This window comes from Pseudarthrobacter sp. NPDC058196, assembly GCF_042882685.1.
Lineage (GTDB): Bacteria > Actinomycetota > Actinomycetes > Actinomycetales > Micrococcaceae > Arthrobacter.
This window is the reverse complement of sequence record NZ_JBHVVN010000009.1, coordinates 174,529-192,601: the sequence shown is the minus strand read 5'-3', so window position 1 is coordinate 192,601 and position 18,073 is coordinate 174,529. Positions and strand designations below refer to the sequence as shown.

The 18,073-nt window shown below is 66.6% G+C and carries 15 protein-coding genes, 1 tRNA gene and 1 other RNA gene; 9 read left to right on the top strand and 8 right to left on the bottom strand.

The annotated features are described in order from the left end of the window. Positions 1 to 13 precede the first annotated feature (13 nt). Positions 14 to 1,084, bottom strand: a complete 1,071-nt coding sequence (locus ACFVVC_RS14785; protein WP_387454628.1) for a glycosyltransferase family 4 protein — start codon at positions 1,082 to 1,084, stop codon at positions 14 to 16. 217 nt (positions 1,085 to 1,301) lie between these two features. Between ACFVVC_RS14785 and ACFVVC_RS14780 the strand changes: the two genes are divergently transcribed. Then, positions 1,302 to 2,000, top strand: coding sequence for a DsbA family oxidoreductase (locus tag ACFVVC_RS14780; protein ID WP_387454625.1), 699 nt, complete (start codon positions 1,302 to 1,304; stop codon positions 1,998 to 2,000). Between the two features lie 35 nt (positions 2,001 to 2,035). Then, positions 2,036 to 2,686 (top strand): TetR/AcrR family transcriptional regulator, encoded by a 651-nt coding sequence (locus ACFVVC_RS14775; protein WP_387454622.1) that lies wholly within the window; start codon positions 2,036 to 2,038, stop codon positions 2,684 to 2,686. 7 nt (positions 2,687 to 2,693) lie between these two features. On the opposite strand, the gene ACFVVC_RS14770 is transcribed toward ACFVVC_RS14775, so the two are convergent. Continuing rightward, a complete protein-coding gene (locus tag ACFVVC_RS14770) occupies positions 2,694 to 3,368 on the bottom strand; it encodes a LytR C-terminal domain-containing protein (RefSeq protein ID WP_387454619.1) in 675 nt (224 codons plus the stop codon). Beyond that, on the bottom strand, positions 3,361 to 3,660 hold the full coding sequence (locus ACFVVC_RS14765) for a type II toxin-antitoxin system VapB family antitoxin (RefSeq protein ID WP_026264985.1): 300 nt from the start codon (positions 3,658 to 3,660) through the stop codon (positions 3,361 to 3,363). Before ACFVVC_RS14765 ends, ACFVVC_RS14770 begins: the two co-directional genes overlap by 8 nt. 137 nt (positions 3,661 to 3,797) lie before the next feature. Between ACFVVC_RS14765 and ACFVVC_RS14760 the strand changes: the two genes are divergently transcribed. Both ACFVVC_RS14760 and ACFVVC_RS14755 read left to right on the top strand, forming a co-directional pair. After that, positions 3,798 to 4,727 carry a hypothetical protein gene (locus tag ACFVVC_RS14760; protein WP_387454616.1) on the top strand — a complete coding sequence of 310 codons (930 nt, stop codon included), beginning with the start codon at positions 3,798 to 3,800 and terminating at the stop codon, positions 4,725 to 4,727. A gap of 49 nt (positions 4,728 to 4,776) precedes the next feature. Beyond that, positions 4,777 to 6,414: a stealth family protein gene (locus ACFVVC_RS14755; RefSeq protein WP_387454614.1), complete on the top strand. Its 1,638-nt coding sequence runs from the start codon at positions 4,777 to 4,779 to the stop codon at positions 6,412 to 6,414. A 55-nt stretch (positions 6,415 to 6,469) separates the two neighbouring features. Here the strand turns inward: ACFVVC_RS14755 and ACFVVC_RS14750 are convergent, their stop codons facing one another. The 3 genes from ACFVVC_RS14750 to ACFVVC_RS14740 all read right to left on the bottom strand — a co-directional run bounded on the left by ACFVVC_RS14750 (position 6,470) and on the right by ACFVVC_RS14740 (position 9,602). Further along, a complete protein-coding gene (locus ACFVVC_RS14750; RefSeq protein ID WP_387454612.1) occupies positions 6,470 to 7,399 on the bottom strand; it encodes a phosphodiesterase in 930 nt (309 codons plus the stop codon). A gap of 161 nt (positions 7,400 to 7,560) precedes the next feature. Further along, positions 7,561 to 8,073 carry a glutathione peroxidase gene (locus ACFVVC_RS14745; RefSeq protein ID WP_387454609.1) on the bottom strand — a complete coding sequence of 171 codons (513 nt, stop codon included), beginning with the start codon at positions 8,071 to 8,073 and terminating at the stop codon, positions 7,561 to 7,563. A 59-nt stretch (positions 8,074 to 8,132) separates the two neighbouring features. Continuing rightward, positions 8,133 to 9,602: a peptidoglycan DD-metalloendopeptidase family protein gene (locus ACFVVC_RS14740; RefSeq protein WP_387454606.1), complete on the bottom strand. Its 1,470-nt coding sequence runs from the start codon at positions 9,600 to 9,602 to the stop codon at positions 8,133 to 8,135. A 186-nt stretch (positions 9,603 to 9,788) separates the two neighbouring features. On the opposite strand from ACFVVC_RS14740, the gene ACFVVC_RS14735 reads away from it, so the two are divergent. Further along, a complete protein-coding gene (locus ACFVVC_RS14735) occupies positions 9,789 to 10,724 on the top strand; it encodes an oxygenase MpaB family protein (protein ID WP_387454604.1) in 936 nt (311 codons plus the stop codon). An 88-nt stretch (positions 10,725 to 10,812) separates the two neighbouring features. Here the strand turns inward: ACFVVC_RS14735 and ACFVVC_RS14730 are convergent. Next, positions 10,813 to 10,897 (bottom strand) — tRNA-Ser (locus ACFVVC_RS14730). A 386-nt stretch (positions 10,898 to 11,283) separates the two neighbouring features. Here ACFVVC_RS14730 and ffs point away from each other — a divergent pair. From ffs to recR, 3 genes are all read left to right on the top strand, one after another. After that, an RNA gene (gene ffs, locus ACFVVC_RS14725) (signal recognition particle sRNA small type) lies at positions 11,284 to 11,380 on the top strand. 21 nt (positions 11,381 to 11,401) lie between these two features. Next, positions 11,402 to 14,644 (top strand): DNA polymerase III subunit gamma and tau, encoded by a 3,243-nt coding sequence (locus tag ACFVVC_RS14720; protein WP_387454601.1) that lies wholly within the window; start codon positions 11,402 to 11,404, stop codon positions 14,642 to 14,644. Between the two features lie 76 nt (positions 14,645 to 14,720). Next, on the top strand, positions 14,721 to 15,320 hold the full coding sequence (recR, locus tag ACFVVC_RS14715; RefSeq protein ID WP_387454598.1) for a recombination mediator RecR: 600 nt from the start codon (positions 14,721 to 14,723) through the stop codon (positions 15,318 to 15,320). Here recR and ACFVVC_RS14710 read toward each other — a convergent pair. Continuing rightward, positions 15,274 to 16,443, bottom strand: coding sequence for a hypothetical protein (locus tag ACFVVC_RS14710; protein WP_387454595.1), 1,170 nt, complete (start codon positions 16,441 to 16,443; stop codon positions 15,274 to 15,276). The two genes, recR and ACFVVC_RS14710, sit on opposite strands and share 47 nt — an antisense overlap. Positions 16,444 to 16,664: 221 nt before the next feature. Between ACFVVC_RS14710 and ACFVVC_RS14705 the strand changes: the two genes are divergently transcribed. Next, positions 16,665 to 18,023, top strand: coding sequence for an aspartate kinase (locus ACFVVC_RS14705; protein ID WP_387454592.1), 1,359 nt, complete (start codon positions 16,665 to 16,667; stop codon positions 18,021 to 18,023). Positions 18,024 to 18,073 lie beyond the last annotated feature (50 nt).

Sequence of the window (18,073 nt, the reverse complement as noted above, 5' to 3'; positions counted from 1 at the left end):
GATCGGGAAGCATTCAGGCCCCCAATAAATTCTGGTGTACCCGGGGGACCTGCGGAACCCCTGAGGGCGTCCTCCCTTCAATGAGTTCGGCGTAGAGCTCCAGGTGGTCGGCAACCATGCGGCCGGCGCTGAACCGCTCTTCCACCGTTTGCCGGCACACAGCTCTGTCCAGCCCGGCCGCGGCCGCCACAAAGCCGGCCAGTTCCTCGGTCTTTCCCAGGAATCCTGTCCGGCCGTGCTCCACGATTTCCGGGGCCGCGCCGATGAGCGTCCCGATCACCGGGGTGCCGGTGGCGAGCGCCTCGATCATCACAAGGCCGAATGGTTCGGACCACTGGATGGGGTTCAGGAATGCCGTTGCCCCGCCCACCAGCCGGTATTTGGCGGCATCGTCCACTTCCCCGACGAAGTCCTCGTTGGGGCCCAGGATCGGTTCGATGACTTCGCGGAAAAAGCGGACCTCTTCCGGTTCGCGCATCTTGACGGCAATTTTGAGGTGCATTGCCGCCTGCCTGGCGATGGTAATGGCCTCGAGCAGGCCCTTGTCCGGACTCGAGCGGCCAACGAAGCACAGATAGCCGCCGCTGCCGGTCCCCACGGGCACGGCGGAGAGGTCCATTCCGTGGTGGATGACGCGGGTGACGGGAACCGCGGGGGCGTGCGACGCCTGGTCCCTGGAAATGGCGATCACGGCCCCACGCCGGGCAACGGCACGGTAGATATCCGCCGCCTGGGCGTCGATGGGGCCGTGGATGGTGGTTACTACCGGCACTCCGGCCGGCCGGTGCAGGTAGAGGGGCCCGGCCATGGTGTGGTCGTGGATGATGTCCACATCCTGCAGACCCTCGTAGGCCCTGACAACATGGCTGAGCTCGCTGATGCTGGTACCCAGCCCCTCATACTCGGCGGCTCGCATCCCGGGAACGAGCCTTACCGGGCACGTACTCTCGAGCGGTGCCGCGAGCAGGACTTCATGCCCTGCGGCGGCGAAGCCCCGGGCCAAGGTGTCCACCACCCGTTCCGTGCCACCGTAGGTTGCCGGCGGGACCGGGATCCACGGCCCTGAGACAAGTCCAATCCGCATTCCTGGCCTCCCAGGTTACAGGCCGGGCTCCCCAGCAGGCCGGGCAAAATAACACCGGATGCGCTCTTGCACCCGATGATTCTTCGATTCCGAGGGCCCGCTGCATGACCGCCTGATCCGACTATTACCCACGACGGTCGCCGCCACAAGACCCAATGTGGCGGATCTCATAGCAGATGCCGGAATGGCGGCCCACTGCCGGCCGGTTATGCAGGCCATGAAGATTGAGATCTGGTCCGACGTTGCCTGCCCGTGGTGCTTCATCGGCAAGCGCCGCTTTGAGTCCGCCCTGGCGTCCTTCCCGCACCGTGATGCCGTTGACGTCGTGTGGCGGAGCTACCAGCTGGATCCCGGGCTGCCGGACCACTTCGATGGCACCGAACTGGAATACCTGAGCAGCCGCAAGGGGATGCCGGCGCAGCAGGTCTCGCAGATGTTCGACCATGTGGCGCAGCAGGCCAAGGACGAGGGCCTGGACTACCGCTTCGACAAGGTAGTGGTGGCCAACAGTTTCACGGCGCACCGGCTGATCCACCTCGCTGCCGCCCACGGCCAGCAGGACGCAGCCAAGGAGCGCCTGCTCAGCGACCATTTCGAGCACGGCAAAGATATCGGCAGCCGCGAGTACCTGGCAGGACTGGGCCGGGAGCTGGGCTTGCCGGAGCATGAAGTGGACGAACTCTTCAGCACGGACAAGTACTCGGACGCGGTCCGGTCTGATTTCCGGGAAGCCCAGTCCCTGGGCATCAGTGGTGTCCCGTTCTTTGTGATCGACCGCAAGTTCGGCCTCTCCGGCGCCCAGCCGGCGGAAACGTTCACCCGGGCGCTCCACCAGGCGTGGCAGGAAGCCAACCCGTTGGTGCTGGTCGATTCCACGGAAGCCGGGGCCTGCGGGCCGGACGGTTGCGCAATCTAGCGCCTTTTACTGACACATCGCGGTAAAGTGTCTGCATGCCCAGGATTTCAGCGGCCAGCAACGCCGAGCAACGCGCTGACACGCAGCGCCGTATCCTCACAGCCTTCGGCGAACTTCTTTTCACCCATGGCCTTCCCGGGTTGACCATGACGGACGTGGCCCGGCACGCAGGGGTGGGCCGGACCGCCGTCTACAACTACTACGCGGACATCGAAGAACTGTTGATTGCCTACGCGCTGGAGGAGACGGAAAAGTTCCTCTCGGACCTGCGCGATTCGCTGGGCCGCCTGGAGAACCCGGTGGAACGGCTGGCCCTCTACGTCCGCGCCCAGGTGGTTGACCTCAGCCGCCGCCACCTTCCGCCCGGGCCGGCCATGGGAGCTGTGCTGTCGCCGTCGTCCTTTGCAAAGCTCTCCGACCATGTCAGCGAGCTCAGCACCCTGCTGCAGGGCATCCTGCGTGACGGCATGGAGCAGGGCTACCTGCCGGTGGCGGACGTGGGCCAACAGTCCCAGTTGATCCTGGGCACGTTGTCCTCCAGTGCCGCCAGGGGCAGCGACGAGCCCGCCGAACTGGAAGCGCGCGTGGCCCGGACTGTGCGGTTCATCCAGTTGGGGGCGGGGGCAAGGTTCGACGACGAGGGGCGGCCGCTGCGCGTGGCCGGCCTCCCGGCGGCGGCCGGCTAAGCCGTGGTCAGCGCGCCGGCACGGCGGCCGGCGTCACCGGAAGCTTGTTGGCATCCGCAGTACGGCGGCTTTCCCGGGGGCAGCCCAATGTGCCAGGGGTCTGGTCCACCACGTCCGCCGGGACGAGGGCTGCGAAGTCATGGGCCAGGATCACGTCCACGCTGGCGTCGGTCCTGCTGTCCTGGAAGTAGTCGGACCCGGGCACATTCCGCTGCACCGTGAAAGCGGCAGCCTGCCCGGCGGCGCCTGAGACCACCGCCGCAACGCCCCGGTAGCCGGCGTTGACGTTCGAAACATTGCCCACCGCGAACTTCCGCGCCAGGAACTCATCCGCCACGGAACGGGCCAGGCCGGCCCGGGTGGTGGAGTTGTAGACGTTGAGGCTGACCTTCTCATTGGGCGTGTAGTCGAACACCGCAGCAGGGCACGAAGCCACGGCCTTCTGGCTCGGCTCGGCCGTCGGCACCTTCAGCCGCCCGTTAATGATGGCCAGGGCAACGATGATGGCGGCGGCGATCAGCCCCACCAGCAGGACCAGCACCACACCGTGCAGCACGCGGCGGCGGACCCGGGCCGTCTCGTCGGCGTCTTGGGCAGCTTCCATCGCCGCCCGCAGTTCGGCGCCGGACACCACACGGTGGCCATGCAGGACGCTGAGGTCCTTCGGCGCGCGGCTAGCCATCGAGCACCAGGACACGGGCGTGGATCGCGGTGCGCTGGTGCAGTGCCGTCCGGACCGCGCGGTGCAGGCCGTCCTCCAGGTAAAGGGTCCCCTGGTACTGCACCACGTGCGGGAACAAGTCACCGAAGAATGTGGAGTCTTCGGCCAGCAACGCCTCCAGGTCCAGCGTGCGCTTGGTGGTCACCAGTTCGTCCAGCCGGACCGGCCGCGGCGGCAGCGACGCCCACTGTTTCGGCGTGCTGTAACCATGGTCGGGGTAAGGGCGGCCCTCGCCCACAGCTTTGAATATCACCATGCAACAGTAGGCACCGTGCCGCCCCAGGGAAAGTATCAGGGCGGACCGGCGCCAGGTTGTAGCCAAACAGTGACCATCCGTCACATCGCTCCGCTCCACGGCGGCGGGGCGGTTCCTGCTGACAGAATGGAGCCATGACCGCATCCGAGTCCCCTGCCATGTCCGTGCCCGGAACCCGCCTGCCCTCCACGCCCCCGCTGGCGCTGCTGCTTGATGTGGATGGGCCGGTGGCAAGCCCGGTGACCCGCGACGTAAAGCCGGACATCATCCTTGACCTGGTGGCACTCGCAGCAGCCGGAATCCCCGTCATCTTCAATACCGGACGCTCGGACGCGTTCATCCGCGAACAGGTCATGGAACCGATGATCGCCGCCGGGATACCGGCGGGAACGGTCATCCACGCCGTTTGCGAAAAGGGCGCGGTCTGGTTCAGCTATACCTCCGCGGGGGCCGGCCCCATCCACGTAGACCGGGAACTCGCCGTGCCCGCAGCGTACGGCGACGACATCCGGCGCCTGGTGGCGGAGGATTACGCTGCCCACATGTTCTTTGACGAAACCAAACGCGCCATGGTCTCGGTGGAGCAGCACATCGACGTGCCAAGCGCCGACTACCTGGCCGAGCAAAAGCTGTTCGACGCGGACGCCATGGAGCTCATGGGCCGGCACGGACTGGGTGTTGTCCGGCTGGACCACCATGCGCCCAATTCCGACGACGAAGTGGATTACCGGGTGGATCCCACCATCATCTCCACCGACATCGAGTCCGTGCGGCTGGGCAAGGATCTCGGCGCCAGCCGCGCGGTGGAACTGCTGGCCGCCCAGGGCATCACGCCGCAGGCCTGGCGGACGGTGGGCGATTCCCGGACCGACTATGCGATGGCCGACTGGCTCCACCACAACGACCACCCGGTCAAGCACGTTGACGTCCGGCCCGCAGATGGTGTGCCCGGCAAGCCCTACCCGGTCCTCACGGCAGCGGACCTGGGGCTGGACAGCACGGTGATCCACGACGACGCCGGCGGCGCTTTCCTGCGCGCCTGGCGGGAGGCACTGGGCGCCTGAGTCCCTGCCGCCGCAGTCCGAAACCTGGCGTTACCACGGCAGGACTATCATGCAGGTAAGAAAGCTTACTTCGACCACCACGGAGACAACCATTACAGAAGCACCGGTCCAGGACGAGGTCTACTACGGCGGCCAGGCGTCCGTGGAGGAACAATTTCACGCTGAGATCACGTCGGCGGCGGCGGAACAGCGCCTCAGGCACCGCCCCGATGTCATCCGGCACAAGGGCCGCTACGCCCTGATCAACGACACCAGGACCCCGTACCAGGCAATGGTGGAGGACCTGCTGTTCCTGCGCAACGTCCTGGCGAACGCAGGCCTCGCCTACCTCCTGGTCCGCGGCAACAACGATCGGCCCGTGGTGGCGCTGGACTGGAAGAGCCGGAAGAAACTCCGCGCCGCCCTGGTTGAGGCGTGCAGGGACGAGCCCTTTTACTCCATGACCGTGGACGCCAAGAAGAAGACCTCCGTCCTGGTGGCCGACGGCGAGCTGTCCTCCAACCGGCAGGCACGGATCTTCCGCCTGTACCGGCCACGGGTGGAGCCGGTCGGCGGTTTCGAGTTCGGCGCCTCGGCCGGCGTCCAGATCGAGCTGTGGTCCTTTGAAGGCGAGGAACTGATCCTCCCCATCGAGAACTCCCTGACCCGCAGGACCATGCTGCGGCAGGACGCTGTCCGCGGCACCGTGGAACGCTACGGCCACACCTGGCCCACCATCGAGAACATGTTCGCCGACCATGCCAGCGACATCAGCTTCGATATCGACCTGGTCTTTTCCTGGGTGGACGGAAGCTCTCCGGAATACATCGCGGCCCGCCGCGCCCAGCAGCAAGGCGTGGTCCTTGGCGAGGGCGACGACCATGAGGCCCGGTTCCGCCAGATCAACGAACTCAAGTACGCACTGCGCTCCGTGTACATGTTCGCCCCGTGGATCCGCCGCATCTTCATCGCCACGGACTCCCCCGCTCCGGCCTGGCTGGCAGAGCACCCGTCCGTCACGATCGTCCGCAGCGAAGAGTTCTTTGCGGATCCCTCAGTGCTGCCCACGCACAATTCCCAGGCAGTCGAGTGCCAGCTGCACCATATCGAGGGGTTGTCCGAGCACTTCCTCTACTCCAATGACGACATGTTCTTCGGCCGGCCGGTAGGCCCGGACATGTTCTTCACCCCCGGCGGCATCACCAAGTTCATTGAGGCCGAAACCAGGATCGGCCTGGGCGAGAACGCTGCCGAGCGCAGCGGGTTTGAGAACGCCGCCCGGGTCAACCGCAAGCTCCTCTGGAACCGGTTCGGCCGGATCACCACCAGGCACCTGGAGCACACCGCCGCTCCGCTGCGGCGCAGCCTCGTGGCCCAAATGGAGGAGGAATTCCCGGAAGAGTTCCGGAAGACGGCGGCCAGCAGGTTCCGCGCGGCGGACAACATCTCCGTCACCAACTCGTTCTATCACTACTACGCCCTGCTGACGGGCCGCGCGGTTACGCAAACAGCCGCGAAGGTGCGCTACGTGGACACCACCATGCGGGCCGGGATTAACTACCTGCCCAAGCTGCTCGCCAAGCGGAACATGGACTTCTTCTGCCTGAACGACGGCAGTTTCCCCGAAGTCAGTGCCGACGAACGCGCAGAAGCCGTGACCGAGTTCCTAGACAAGTACTTCCCGATCAAGGCGCCCTGGGAAAAGTAAGTCCGGGCACGAGTGCCCGGACTTACCGGCTGGCCGTCTCCGGGAGCCGCCGCTCCTAGTTGCGGCTGGTCACTCCCTGCTTGGTGCTTCGGCGCTGCTTGGCGGTTTCGGGGATCCGAACTCCGGCAGCTGCCAGGCGCCGGGCGGTTTCCTCGGGCGAGACGTACTCACCCACCGTGGCCGCATGGCCCATCGGCACCACGGAGTGCACGATCGTGTGCTCGTAGACGTGCACCAGGTTGAAGGCCTGTCCGCCGTCTTGCCCGCGGGTGCCTCCCACCGGAACGTTGAGGTCCTGCGTGTAGCAGGATGCGGAAGCGACCGAGACCGGAACACCGGCGAAGCTGGCCGTGGTGGAGTAATGCAGGTGGCCGGCCAGGATGGTGCGGACGTCAGAGTTGCGGACCACCGCTGCCAGGGAGGCCTGGTCGCGCAACTCCACCAGCACCGAAAGATCGAGCACCGATGGGACCGGCGGGTGGTGGAGCGCCAGGATGGTGCCGTCCGGGGCGGGCGTCTCAAGTTGCCGGGCCAGCCACTCAAGCTGCGCTGCACTCAGCTCGCCGTGGTGAAACCCTGGGACGGTGGTGTCCAAGGTAATGACGCGCAACCCGTTGATGAAGTAGCTGTGGTCCACCGGCTCATCGGTGCCTGGCTGGTCCAGCAGGCCCCGGCGGAAGTTCGCGCGGTCGTCATGGTTCCCCATGGCCCAGATCACCTTGGCGCCGAGTTCCTCGCATGCCGGGTCCACAATGGCCCGCAGTTTCACATAGGCTTCGGGATCGCCCTTGTCTGCGAGGTCGCCCGTGAAAATCACGGCCTCCGGCCGTGCGCCGGACGCTTTGACTTCCTCGAAGAGCTGGATGAGGCGTGCTTCGCTGTCGACGGTTCCGTAGAGGGGTTCTGGACCTCCCAACAGGTGGGGATCACTCAAGTGGAGTAGGAAGTGGCGTGGCCGGGGATGTTCGGCCTCGATGTGCTCCATTGCTACCTCTATGGTCGGTGGGAAGCCGTTCTTCCCTTGTACCCTTCAGTAATATTTATCCAATCAGACATTTGGCAAACTTGGGGTGAATCGCCGTAGCTGATGTGGAAAAAATCAAAAGAACTGCGCTTCTGCAGACTTAATTCGGCCTGCCCGGCGTATCAGCCCAGCGCATCCTCTATCGCTTCGATGACCTTGGGCGAGTCCGGCTCCACGGTGGGGCCGAACCTGGCCGCCACCGTCCCGTCACGGCCCACCAGGAACTTTTCGAAATTCCACTTCACCGCTCCCGGCAGCAAGCCGGTCCGGAACTTGGTCAGCTCGGAATACAGCAGGTGCTGGTTCCGGCCCCGGACGTCCGCCTTGGCCGTCAGCGGGAACGTCACCCCGAAGTTGCGCTCGCAGAACTCCGCGATCTCACTGTCGGTGCCGGGCTCTTGTCCGGCGAACTGGTTGCACGGGACACCGAGGATCTCGAAGCCGCGTTCGCGGAACTTTCCATAGAGTGCCTCGAGGCCGGCGTACTGGGGCGTGAACCCGCAGTTGGAGGCGACATTGACCACCAACACCACCCTCCCCTTGAACTGGCCGAAGTTCGTCCTCGTTCCGTCGTTGAGGAGCAACGGGATCGGGTACAGGGGTGCCGGGCGCTGCGTCTGCGAAAGGAAGCTCATACGGGGAATTCGTTGCCGTCGGCACGGTGTACGGGTCCGGAGTTGAAGAATTTTCCCGTCTAGGACGTCGTCGGGGCGGGTGTTGGCTCGAGCGTTGTTGGGGCAGGCGTTGGCTCCACCGTCGTCGGGGCGGGTGTTGGCTCGAGCGTTGTTGGGGCAGACGTTGGCTCCACCGTCGTCGGGACAGGTGCCGGAGTCGGCTCGGTGAGCGCCGTCGTCGGCGTCGGCATCGGGTCGGGCGCGGGCGTCGTCGTCGGCATCGGGTCGGGCGCGGGCGTCGTCGTCGGGTCGGGCGCGGGCGTCGGGGCGGGTGCGAGCGTCGGCTCAGTGGGTGTCGGCGTCGGCATCGGTGTCGGGGAGGGCACGCCCGTCGGCGTTGGCGTCGGACCACTCGGCGTCGGGGTCGGCTCAGCTGGAGACGGGGACGGCGACGCCGTCGGGGTGCCGGAGGTCGGGTCGGACGACGACGGCGGGGCACTGGGCGAAGGCTGGGCAGCCGCCGCCGGGGCCGGCGTCGTCAACTGGCCGTTGGACATTGGAAAGAAGGTAGCGGACGGCGCCGGACCAGGCAGCAGGGGCGCCGGGCCGGGCGATGCCTCCAGCCCGGCGGCCGGGGACGATCCCCGGTCCACCTGGAGCGGGATGGTCCAGCTGATCCTCCCATCGGACACCCCAGGGCCGGGGCCGTAGGAAACCATGCCGGCCGGGAGCTCCTGGCCCAGGGGGCGCAGGTGGAGGAAGCTCCAATTCAACGGATTGGTGTAGCGGCCGTCCTGGATGGTCTCGAAGTGCAGGTGGCAGCCGGTGGACCAGCCCGTGGTTCCCACCCTGGCGATGACCTGGCCCACCTGTACCCGGTCGCCGGTATGGACGCCAATCGACTCAAGATGGTTGTACGTGGTGATGAGGCCGTCACCGTGATCGATTTCCACCCGGTTGCCTCCGCCCCAAGGATGCCATCCCGCTGCCCGGACCACCCCGGAGTCAGCCGCATGGACGGGGGTTCCGCAAGCTGCCGCATAGTCCTGGCCAAGGTGGAAGTCTCCCGATGTCCCGCTGAGGGGACTCACCCGGAAACCGAAGGGCGAGCTCGGGGCGAGCAACTGGAGCGGCGCCATCAGGAAGCCTGCAGGCGGCCGGTCCACACCGGCCGGGCCGACCACCAGTCCCACCGACGGGTCCTGGAAACCGCCCAGCGCTGCGTGCGGGAAAGTCAAAGTCACATTGGGATCCGAAGCGATGGCTGGGGGAAGCGACCCGGCACCAACCCGGTCCGAGGCCGGCGGCCCGGCATTGCCGTCCGCCGCCCGGGTGTCCGCACCCTCGACCGCCCCGGCCGACGCCACGCCACCGTCAGTCCCGGCCCGGTCCACCGCCCCTGCCAACCGGACGGGTCCTGCCGCGCCCCCGGAGAGGTTGACGGCATAGACCGCAGCCGCGACCACACCGGCGGCGGCCGCGGCACGGGCCAGGTGGGGAAATGTTCGCTGGGCCGGTTTGCCGTTACCAGGCACCCAAGACTTGCCCATTGATTGACTCCAGGACGGGGGTTGCCGCACGTTGTCTCGACGGTACGTCCCATGGGACCACAGGTCCGTCCGCCGGGGAACCCTGGAGCAGCACAATGCGGGTTTTTTGTGGGCGTTAGGGGCGGGGACATGCCTGCCGGCCAAGCCGACGACTGACGCGCAGTCCGAAATGGGCAAGAATGGCTCATGCGCAATGTCCTTCGTACCTGGCGGGACGAAATCAAGAAGACGTTCTCCGGGAACGCCGACGCACCACCGGAATGGTCGCTGCGGCTCGCGGAGGGCGACGACGCCGGCTACCACCTCCCAGGGTCGGCGGTGTGGGCGGTACACGGCTCCATGTCGCCCATCGTGGGCGGAATCCGGACGCTGCTCATGCAGTCGCTGCATCCCGGTGCCCTGGCGGGTGTGCACGAGCACTCCAACTTCCGCGAGGATCCCCTCCGCCGGCTGGCCAATACCATCCGCTGGATTTTCACCGTGACCTACGGTTCCACGGCCGCCGCGGAGGAGGCCTCACGGCGCGTCCGCCGCCTCCACGAGCCGGTGCAGGGAAGCTACCAGGATAACGGCGGCACCGAACGCGCATACAGCGCCAACGATCCCGGGCTGGCGGCCTGGATCCATATTGCCTTTACGGACGGATTCCTGGCCGCGCACAGGATCTGGGGCGGCCCGATCCCCGGCGGAGAAGATGCGTATGTCCGCGAGTGGGCCCAGGCCGGCCGGCTCATGGGCGTGGAGGATCCGCCAGTCACCCGGGCACAGATGCGCCGCCAACTGGACGCTTGGTACGAGCAGGGCGAACTGCGGGCCGACGGCAGGGTCAAGGAAACGGTGGAGTTCATCCGCAACGCACCCCTGCATCCACTCTTGAGGTCGGGTTACCGCGTATTGTTCGCGGCCGCCGTTTACAGCCTTGAGCCCCGGTACCGCCGGATGCTGGGACTCTCCGTTCCACGGCTGGGCCCCTTCCCCCTGCCGGTGAAGCTGGCAACAAAGCTGGTGCTCGGCGTCGTCCATCTCGCCCTTGGCGGACTCCGCAGGCGTAAAGGTCCCAGCGAATCAGCAGCCCGGGAACGGCTGCGCCGCCTGGGCGAACCCGCCGCGGATCCGACCTGAGCATTGCCCGCTGTCCCATTGGGAAGGCCTGGCTGGTTAAACGAAAGAACCCGGCCCCTGGCAGCTGCCGGGACCGGGTTCCAACCGGCGGAGAATGGGGGATTTGAACCCCCGAGGGCGTTAACCCAACACGCGTTCCAGGCGTGCGCCATAGGCCGCTAGGCGAATTCTCCAACTGCTTCTGAATCAAAAGCAGGTACCAGATTACCTGAACTTTTCCGCATCGCCCAATTGGACCGCCCGGGCCCTGTTTTCGGACGCGCCCTGCAAGAGCTTCCGGGTCCCGCCAGGCTCCGTCTTTGCTCCGGCAATGGACGCCCCCAATGCGCCCATTCCCTGGTGCTGCACCGTTGAGCTGCCGGGTCCGGTTCGTTCAGCCAGGCCACGCAGCTCACAATCTTGAGATTGCCCCAATCGGTGTATATACAAATGATCGCGGCTGCCCCGGGGATAAGCAATGGAAATCCGCGACGTGACCGGCGTTTCCTGCCTCGCGCCCCCTCCGTCACAGCGGCAGCCGGCCGATTCGAGTCGCGCCGCATGTTCAGGTAAAGTGTTTGACGGCCCCTCATGTGGCGTCATCCTGTTGAACTCCCCCAGGACCGGAAGGTAGCAAGGGTAAATGGGCTCTGGCGGGTGCATGGGGGGTCTTTACTATTCCCCCACAGGGCGGCAGGATGTCAGCCCGGATTGGTAGGGTTTTCTCCGTGACAGTTACCACCGCCCTGTACCGCAGATACCGTCCCGACTCGTTCGCTGACGTTATCGGGCAGGAGCATGTCACCGAACCGTTGATGACGGCTTTGCGCAAGAACCGCGTCAACCATGCCTACCTTTTCTCCGGCCCCAGGGGCTGCGGCAAAACCACTTCCGCCAGGATCCTGGCACGCTGCCTCAACTGCGCCCAGGGCCCCACCGACACCCCGTGCGGGACCTGCCCCAGCTGTGTGGAACTGGCCCGTGGCGGCTCAGGTTCCCTCGACGTCATCGAGATCGACGCCGCGAGCCATGGCGGCGTGGACGACGCCCGGGACCTCCGTGAGCGCGCCACCTACGCCCCGGTCCGGGACCGCTACAAGATCTTCATCATCGACGAAGCCCACATGGTCACCTCGGCCGGGTTCAACGCCCTCCTGAAGATTGTCGAAGAGCCGCCGGAACACATCAAGTTCATCTTTGCCACCACGGAGCCGGACAAAGTCATCGGCACCATCCGCTCCCGGACCCACCATTACCCTTTCCGGCTGGTGCCGCCCGAGCCGCTGATGGCCTACCTTGAGCTCCTGTGCCGCCAGGAGAATGTTCCGATCGCTCCCGGCGTGCTGTCCTTGGTTATCCGGGCCGGCGGCGGTTCCGTCCGCGACTCCCTGTCCGTCCTGGACCAGCTCATGGCAGGCGCCGGACCCAACGGGCTGGACTACGAGCTCGCCGTCGCACTGCTCGGCTACACCCACGCCTCACTGCTGGACGACGTCGTGGAGGCGGTGGCCGCTTCGGACGCTGCAACGGTCTTCCGAGCCGTGGACCGCGTCATCCAGACGGGCCATGATCCGCGGCGGTTCGTGGAAGACCTGCTGGAACGCTTCCGCGACCTCATCATCGTCCAGGCGATGCCGGAAAGCGCGCACGTCATCCTGCGCGGCATGCCGGCGGACCAGATCGCACGGCTTCAGAACCAGGCGCACAACCTTGGCGCCGCTGAGCTGTCGCGGGCTGCGGACGTTACCAACACGGCCCTGACGGAGATGACCGGAGCCACGTCGCCGCGGCTGCACCTTGAACTCTTGTGCGCCCGGATCCTCCTGCCCAGCTCCGAGCAGAACGAACGCGGCATGGCGGCACGGATCGACCGGGTGGAACGGCGCCTCAACTACGCCGGGAACGACGTCGGTGCTGCCGCGGCGGCGGCTTCCGTCCCCGCACCAGGGAACCCAGTCCAGGCGCAGGTGCCCGCCGACCCGGCTTCCGTTCCTGCGTCACCCAGCCAACGCCCTGCCGAGGAAGCCGCCCGGCCCGTTCCCCACCCCGGCCGGGATTCGGCGGACCAGCCATCGAATGCTTCGCCGCCCGCCGTCCGCCCGCGGGAAACCGAACAGGCAGCGCCCGCCCAGGCCGGACCGGCCGCCCCTGCGGCGCCGGTTCCTTCCGCGGGACCGGAATCCCCCGCAGGGCCGGCCTCCGGAAGCAGCCAGGCAGCGCCCTCGCCGGATTACCGCAACTCCCTCACTCCCCCACGCGTAAGCACCAACGACTGGCCGGTGGAGGAGCCAGCCCGTGGCCGCCCAGCTCAGGCGCCCGCTGCGGCAGCAGCCCCCACCGCAACGCCGCCGGCGCCGCAGGAGCAACCGGTGCGGTCCACCACGGCCGCACCCCCGGCAATGGGTGACGTTGAAGTCCTCCGCAGGGCTTGGCCTGATGTCCTGCAGACCCTGTCGAAGATCAAGCGCAGCACCTGGGCCTTGGTGGAACCCAACGCACAGGTCAGCGCCTTCGACGGCAGCATCCTGACCCTCTCCTTCACCACGCCTGGACTCGCCGGAGCCTTCGGCCGGGCGGACCACTCCGACAATCTGCGCCAGGCCATCCACAAGACGGTAGGCATCGACCTCCAGATCAACGCGGTTGCCGGCGGCGCCAGCCATGCGAGCTCTGAGCCAAACCCAAAAGTGCCGGCCAGCCCGGTGGTTCCGGCCACTTCAGCTGACGTTGCCTGGGGACTTGCTCCGGCCCCCGCCAAATCAACCACGGACACGGCAGACAATGCTGCCGTGCCCATGCCGGCTGCCGCGCCTGCGCCTGCGCCTGCACCTGCACCTGCACCTGCACCCGCAACGGCACCGGCATCTGCACCTGCGGTATCGCCGACACCAGCCGTAGCACCAGTAACGGCATCTGCATCCGTCCCGGCCCAGGCCGCGTTGTCGCCCGCACCCTCCGGTGACAACCAGCGCCGGGAGTCCGTCCAGCCGGCATCCGAAGACGCAGGAGGCCCGGGCAAGGCGGCCGGCCCCGCACCGACGCAATCTCCGTACCCCTCCGCCGCCGGAGACTACTCCTACTCGGACGACGACTGGGGCCCGCCCCGGGACGAGGACGCTCCGCCGCTGGATGAAGAGCCTCCCATGGACTGGGAACCTTCGGCCCCTACCGCCGGCCCCACCGCTCCGCCGGGCCCCACCGCCGGCACGGACCGGCCTTCCGGCAACAACCGCACAGAAGCCGCGCGTAACGCGGGACCCGCCACCGCCCCTTCCGGCAACACCGGACACGGAGGGGCCCCATCTGCGGGAGCCGCGCCCGACCCTTGGGCCCGGGCCGTGGAGCAGGCACCGGGTGTCTGGGTGGTTGGAGACAAAAGCAACGTTGGTGCACCGTCAGCCAGTGCTTCCGTGGCCGAATCGGCGACGCCACCTGCCGCGGCTCCGCATTACGAACCAGCCACCGCCCAAGTTCCGCCTGCCATCCCGGCCTCCGCAACCAAGGCCACGGCGGAGGCGGACTGGAGTGTGGGAGCGGTCAACGACGGCAGCCGTGAGGACTCGGTCCGGGAAGCTCACCCGCCTGCACCGGCCCAGCCTGCTCCGGAACCCGAACTGGCCATGGCATCAGCCGGGCCCGCTGCACCTGCCCCGTCGCGGCCACAGGCTCCGGCGGCCGCAGCCTCAACAGGACGGCCTGAAACGCGGCAAAGCCTCTACCAGCGGCTGTCCAACAGCCCGGAAGCCGAGGCCGGCCGAGCCAAGGCGCCCGCCAGGGCCGCAACCGCACCCAGCGCGTACGTCCAGGACATCCCGAGCGCCGACGACGAAACCATCGAAGAGTCCGGGGTCTTCGGACGCGCAGCAGTGGAGCGTATTCTGGGCGGAAAGCTGATCGAGGAACGGTCCACGGACGGCAGTCCCATAGCGCCCCGGTACTGACCTGCCACAAAGCCACAAACCGTTGGTCCGCACCTGTTGACCTGCCCGCCATCCACATCGAACTAAAGAGGGAATTGTGTACGAAGGTGCTGTCCAGGAGCTGATTGACGAGCTCGGACGCCTTCCAGGGGTGGGACCCAAGTCGGCGCAACGGCTGGCGTTCCACATCCTCGAAGCCGATCCCCAGGACATGAAACGGCTGGTCGAGGCCATTACCACGGTCAAGGACAAGGTCAAGTTCTGCACCGTCTGCGGCAACGTCACCGAACAGGAACTCTGCAACATTTGCCGGGACCCACGCAGGGACCCGTCCTTGATCTGCGTGGTGGAGGAGTCCAAGGACGTCCTGGCCGTGGAGCGCACCCGGTCCTTCCGTGGCCGTTACCACGTACTTGGCGGCGCGATCAATCCCATTGCCGGCATCGGGCCGGAGCAACTTCGGATCCGCGAACTGCTCACGAGGCTGAACGACGGCGCCATCCAGGAAGTCATCATCGCCACAGACCCCAACCTTGAGGGCGAGGCCACGGCAACCTACCTTGCCCGCATGCTCAAGACGATCGGGATCACGGTCACCCGCCTGGCGTCCGGCCTACCGGTGGGAGGCGATCTCGAATACGCGGACGAAGTCACTTTGGGCCGCGCCTTCGAAGGCCGTCGAAACGCCCTGGCCTGAGGGGCTGCCCATCGGCTGCAGCATCAGGCCCGGCCGGATTTTCCTGCCGAAGACGACGCCGCCAGGACGCCACCTGAGCTCCAGCCACCAGCAAGCCGCCAACGCCGCCCTGGATCACGAGGCCGGAAGCACCCAACGGCACGTGCGCGGCCTCCCCGCCCAGTGGTTCTCCGTTGACGCATGGAACCTGGGTCCCGTCGGCTGCTTCCTGCAGTCGGGATGAGAGCCAGCCGAACGGCTCCACAGCGGTGTCCTGCTCCGCGACAAGCATGACGAACACCACGCTGGGGCTTGATGCGGCCAGCCACATGATGCGCTCGGTCCGGTAAACCTCAGTGGTTCCTGCCTGGACTCTGGAGCATTCATAGGCCAGGAAGGTCCCGTCCGGCGCCTGTTGCACATTAATGGCCACGGTTACCGGTTCCTCCGCACGGACAGCCGGGAGCAACAGGACACAGGTCCCGATTCCGCCGGCCACCAGGAACAGGGCCACGAACCAACCCGCGACGCCGGCCCGGGCACGGGTCCGCACGAGGGACGCCACTGCCGCCCCCATTACGCTGAACAAGACTGCTTCCACCACCGCAACCATGGCGGAGACCCCTGCCGGCGCTCCAGGCTGCCGGGCAAGCGCTGCCTGTGCCAGCAGGACGGCCAGGATGAGCACCGCGAATACCAGGCAGCGCATGATCGAAGCAACGATCGGGGCCACCAGGCCTGCGGGCCGCTCCTGCCCCCGGGACCCGCGCCAACAGGCCATACCCCAGTGCATTGCGACGAACGCGGATGCGGCCGGAAACAGCAGGAGCGCCAGCAGATAGGCAGACACGGACACGGGCATCGATTCGGCGGACTCGTCCGCACTTCGGGACAGCCAGGAAACCGTCCCAACAACAACCCCCATGGCGACGGCGGCGCCCAGGGTGAACGTCCAAAAACGCAGCGTACGCACTGCCCGCCACCAGTCCAGCGCCGCCGTCCGCAGCGCCGGCCCGAGCACCGGACCGGCCGTTGGTTCACCCCGGTCATCGCCCGGAGGTTGCCGGCCGCCGTCGTCCCGGCCGATGGGTTCAAAGTAGGGCCCGGGCAGTTGGGGATCAGGGAGGTGCCAATCGCCGGCCACGTGCGGACTCCTTTCACCGGACGGGCCCCGCCCAGGCGTTGTCCGGCCTGGCCGCCGCCATCTGGTTCAGAGCGCCATCTGGTTCAGATTAGTCCCATCGTGGGCCGGTATGTGGTCATAATTCAACGTCCCTCCGGGCACGGCGATAAACTGTCGGAGGAAGTCGCGCCGCCAGGCTTCATGGCCTCCAAAACTCCAACTGATCCGATGAAGGTACGCGCATGAGTACGCCCACTACCGAACTGCACAACGCAACCCAGCCGCTGGTGGCGCCCGCCGCCGGCGCGGTGACCAAACAGCTCATCGTGCAGAAATTCGGCGGCTCCTCCGTGGCGGACGCCGAAGGGATCAAGCGCGTGGCAAAGCGCGTGGTCGATGCCCAGGACGCCGGCAACGAGGTGGTGGTCGTCGTCTCGGCAATGGGCGACACGACGGACGAACTCCTGGACCTCGCCGCGCAGGTGACGGATTCCGCCCCCGCCCGCGAAATGGACATGCTCCTGTCCGCCGGCGAACGCATCTCCATGGCGCTGCTGGCCATGGCCATCAACAAGCTCGGCGCGTCCGCACAGTCCTTCACCGGATCCCAGGCCGGCATGATTACGGACGGCATCCACGGCAAGGCCCGGATTATCGACGTCGACCCACACCGTATCCGCACCGCGCTGGACAAGGGGAACATCGCCATTGTTGCCGGCTTCCAGGGCATGAGCCGGGCCACCAACGAAATCACCACGTTGGGCCGTGGCGGCTCGGATACGACGGCTGTGGCACTTGCAGCGGCGCTCGAAGCTGACGTGTGCGAAATCTACACCGACGTCGACGGCATCTACACCGCCGATCCGCGCGTAGTCCCTTCGGCCCAGAAGATCGACACCATATCCAGCGAGGAGATGCTGGAACTCGCCGCCTCCGGCGCGAAGATCCTGCACCTGCGCTGCGTGGAATATGCCCGCCGGTTCGGTGTGCCGTTGCACGTCCGTTCCTCATTCAGCCAGCATGAAGGCACTTGGGTCATTCCCGGCGCCGACGACAAGATCACCACTCAAGAGGGAGTTGCCTTGGAGCAGCCAATCATCTCCGGCGTTGCGCATGACCGTTCCGAAGCGAAGGTCACCGTGGTCGGCGTTCCAGACATTCCCGGCAAGGCCGCGGCCATCTTCCAGGTCATCGCAGACGCCCACTCGAACATCGACATGATCGTCCAGAACGTTTCCACCCACGGCACGGGCAAGACGGACATCTCCTTCACCCTGCCGATCGTCGAGGGTGCCGATGCCCTGGCCGCCCTTCACGCAGCGCAGGACCAGATCGGGTTCGAGGCCATCGAATACAACGAACAGATCGGCAAGCTGTCCCTGATCGGCGCCGGCATGCGTTCACACCCCGGAGTTTCGGCCACGTTCTTCAAGGCCCTGTCCGACGCCGGCATCAACATCAACATGATCTCCACCTCTGAGATCCGCATCTCGGTGGTAACCCATGCCGACCTGCTGGACGAGGCCGTGCGCGTGATCCACCAGGCGTTCGGCCTGGACAGCGAAAGCGAAGCAACGGTTTACGGCGGCACCGGCCGCTGAGCAGACAGAGAAAAGCCTGGCTGCCGTTACCTTTGCAACGGCAGCCAGGC

Bases quoted from the DNA above. Each gene is read 5' to 3' on its own strand.
- ACFVVC_RS14750 (WP_387454612.1), bottom strand. From the start codon at position 7,399: ATGGAGCACATCGAGGCCGAACATCCCCGGCCACGCCACTTCCTACTC.
- ACFVVC_RS14755 (WP_387454614.1), top strand. From the start codon at position 4,777: ATGCAGGTAAGAAAGCTTACTTCGACCACCACGGAGACAACCATTACA.
- ACFVVC_RS14735 (WP_387454604.1), top strand. From the start codon at position 9,789: ATGCGCAATGTCCTTCGTACCTGGCGGGACGAAATCAAGAAGACGTTC.
- ACFVVC_RS14720 (WP_387454601.1), top strand. From the start codon at position 11,402: ATGTCAGCCCGGATTGGTAGGGTTTTCTCCGTGACAGTTACCACCGCC.
- ACFVVC_RS14770 (WP_387454619.1), bottom strand. From the start codon at position 3,368: ATGGCTAGCCGCGCGCCGAAGGACCTCAGCGTCCTGCATGGCCACCGT.
- ACFVVC_RS14775 (WP_387454622.1), top strand. From the start codon at position 2,036: ATGCCCAGGATTTCAGCGGCCAGCAACGCCGAGCAACGCGCTGACACG.
- ACFVVC_RS14760 (WP_387454616.1), top strand. From the start codon at position 3,798: ATGACCGCATCCGAGTCCCCTGCCATGTCCGTGCCCGGAACCCGCCTG.
- ACFVVC_RS14740 (WP_387454606.1), bottom strand. From the start codon at position 9,602: ATGGGCAAGTCTTGGGTGCCTGGTAACGGCAAACCGGCCCAGCGAACA.
- ACFVVC_RS14705 (WP_387454592.1), top strand. From the start codon at position 16,665: ATGAGTACGCCCACTACCGAACTGCACAACGCAACCCAGCCGCTGGTG.
- ACFVVC_RS14785 (WP_387454628.1), bottom strand. From the start codon at position 1,084: ATGCGGATTGGACTTGTCTCAGGGCCGTGGATCCCGGTCCCGCCGGCA.
- ACFVVC_RS14780 (WP_387454625.1), top strand. From the start codon at position 1,302: ATGAAGATTGAGATCTGGTCCGACGTTGCCTGCCCGTGGTGCTTCATC.
- ACFVVC_RS14745 (WP_387454609.1), bottom strand. From the start codon at position 8,073: ATGAGCTTCCTTTCGCAGACGCAGCGCCCGGCACCCCTGTACCCGATC.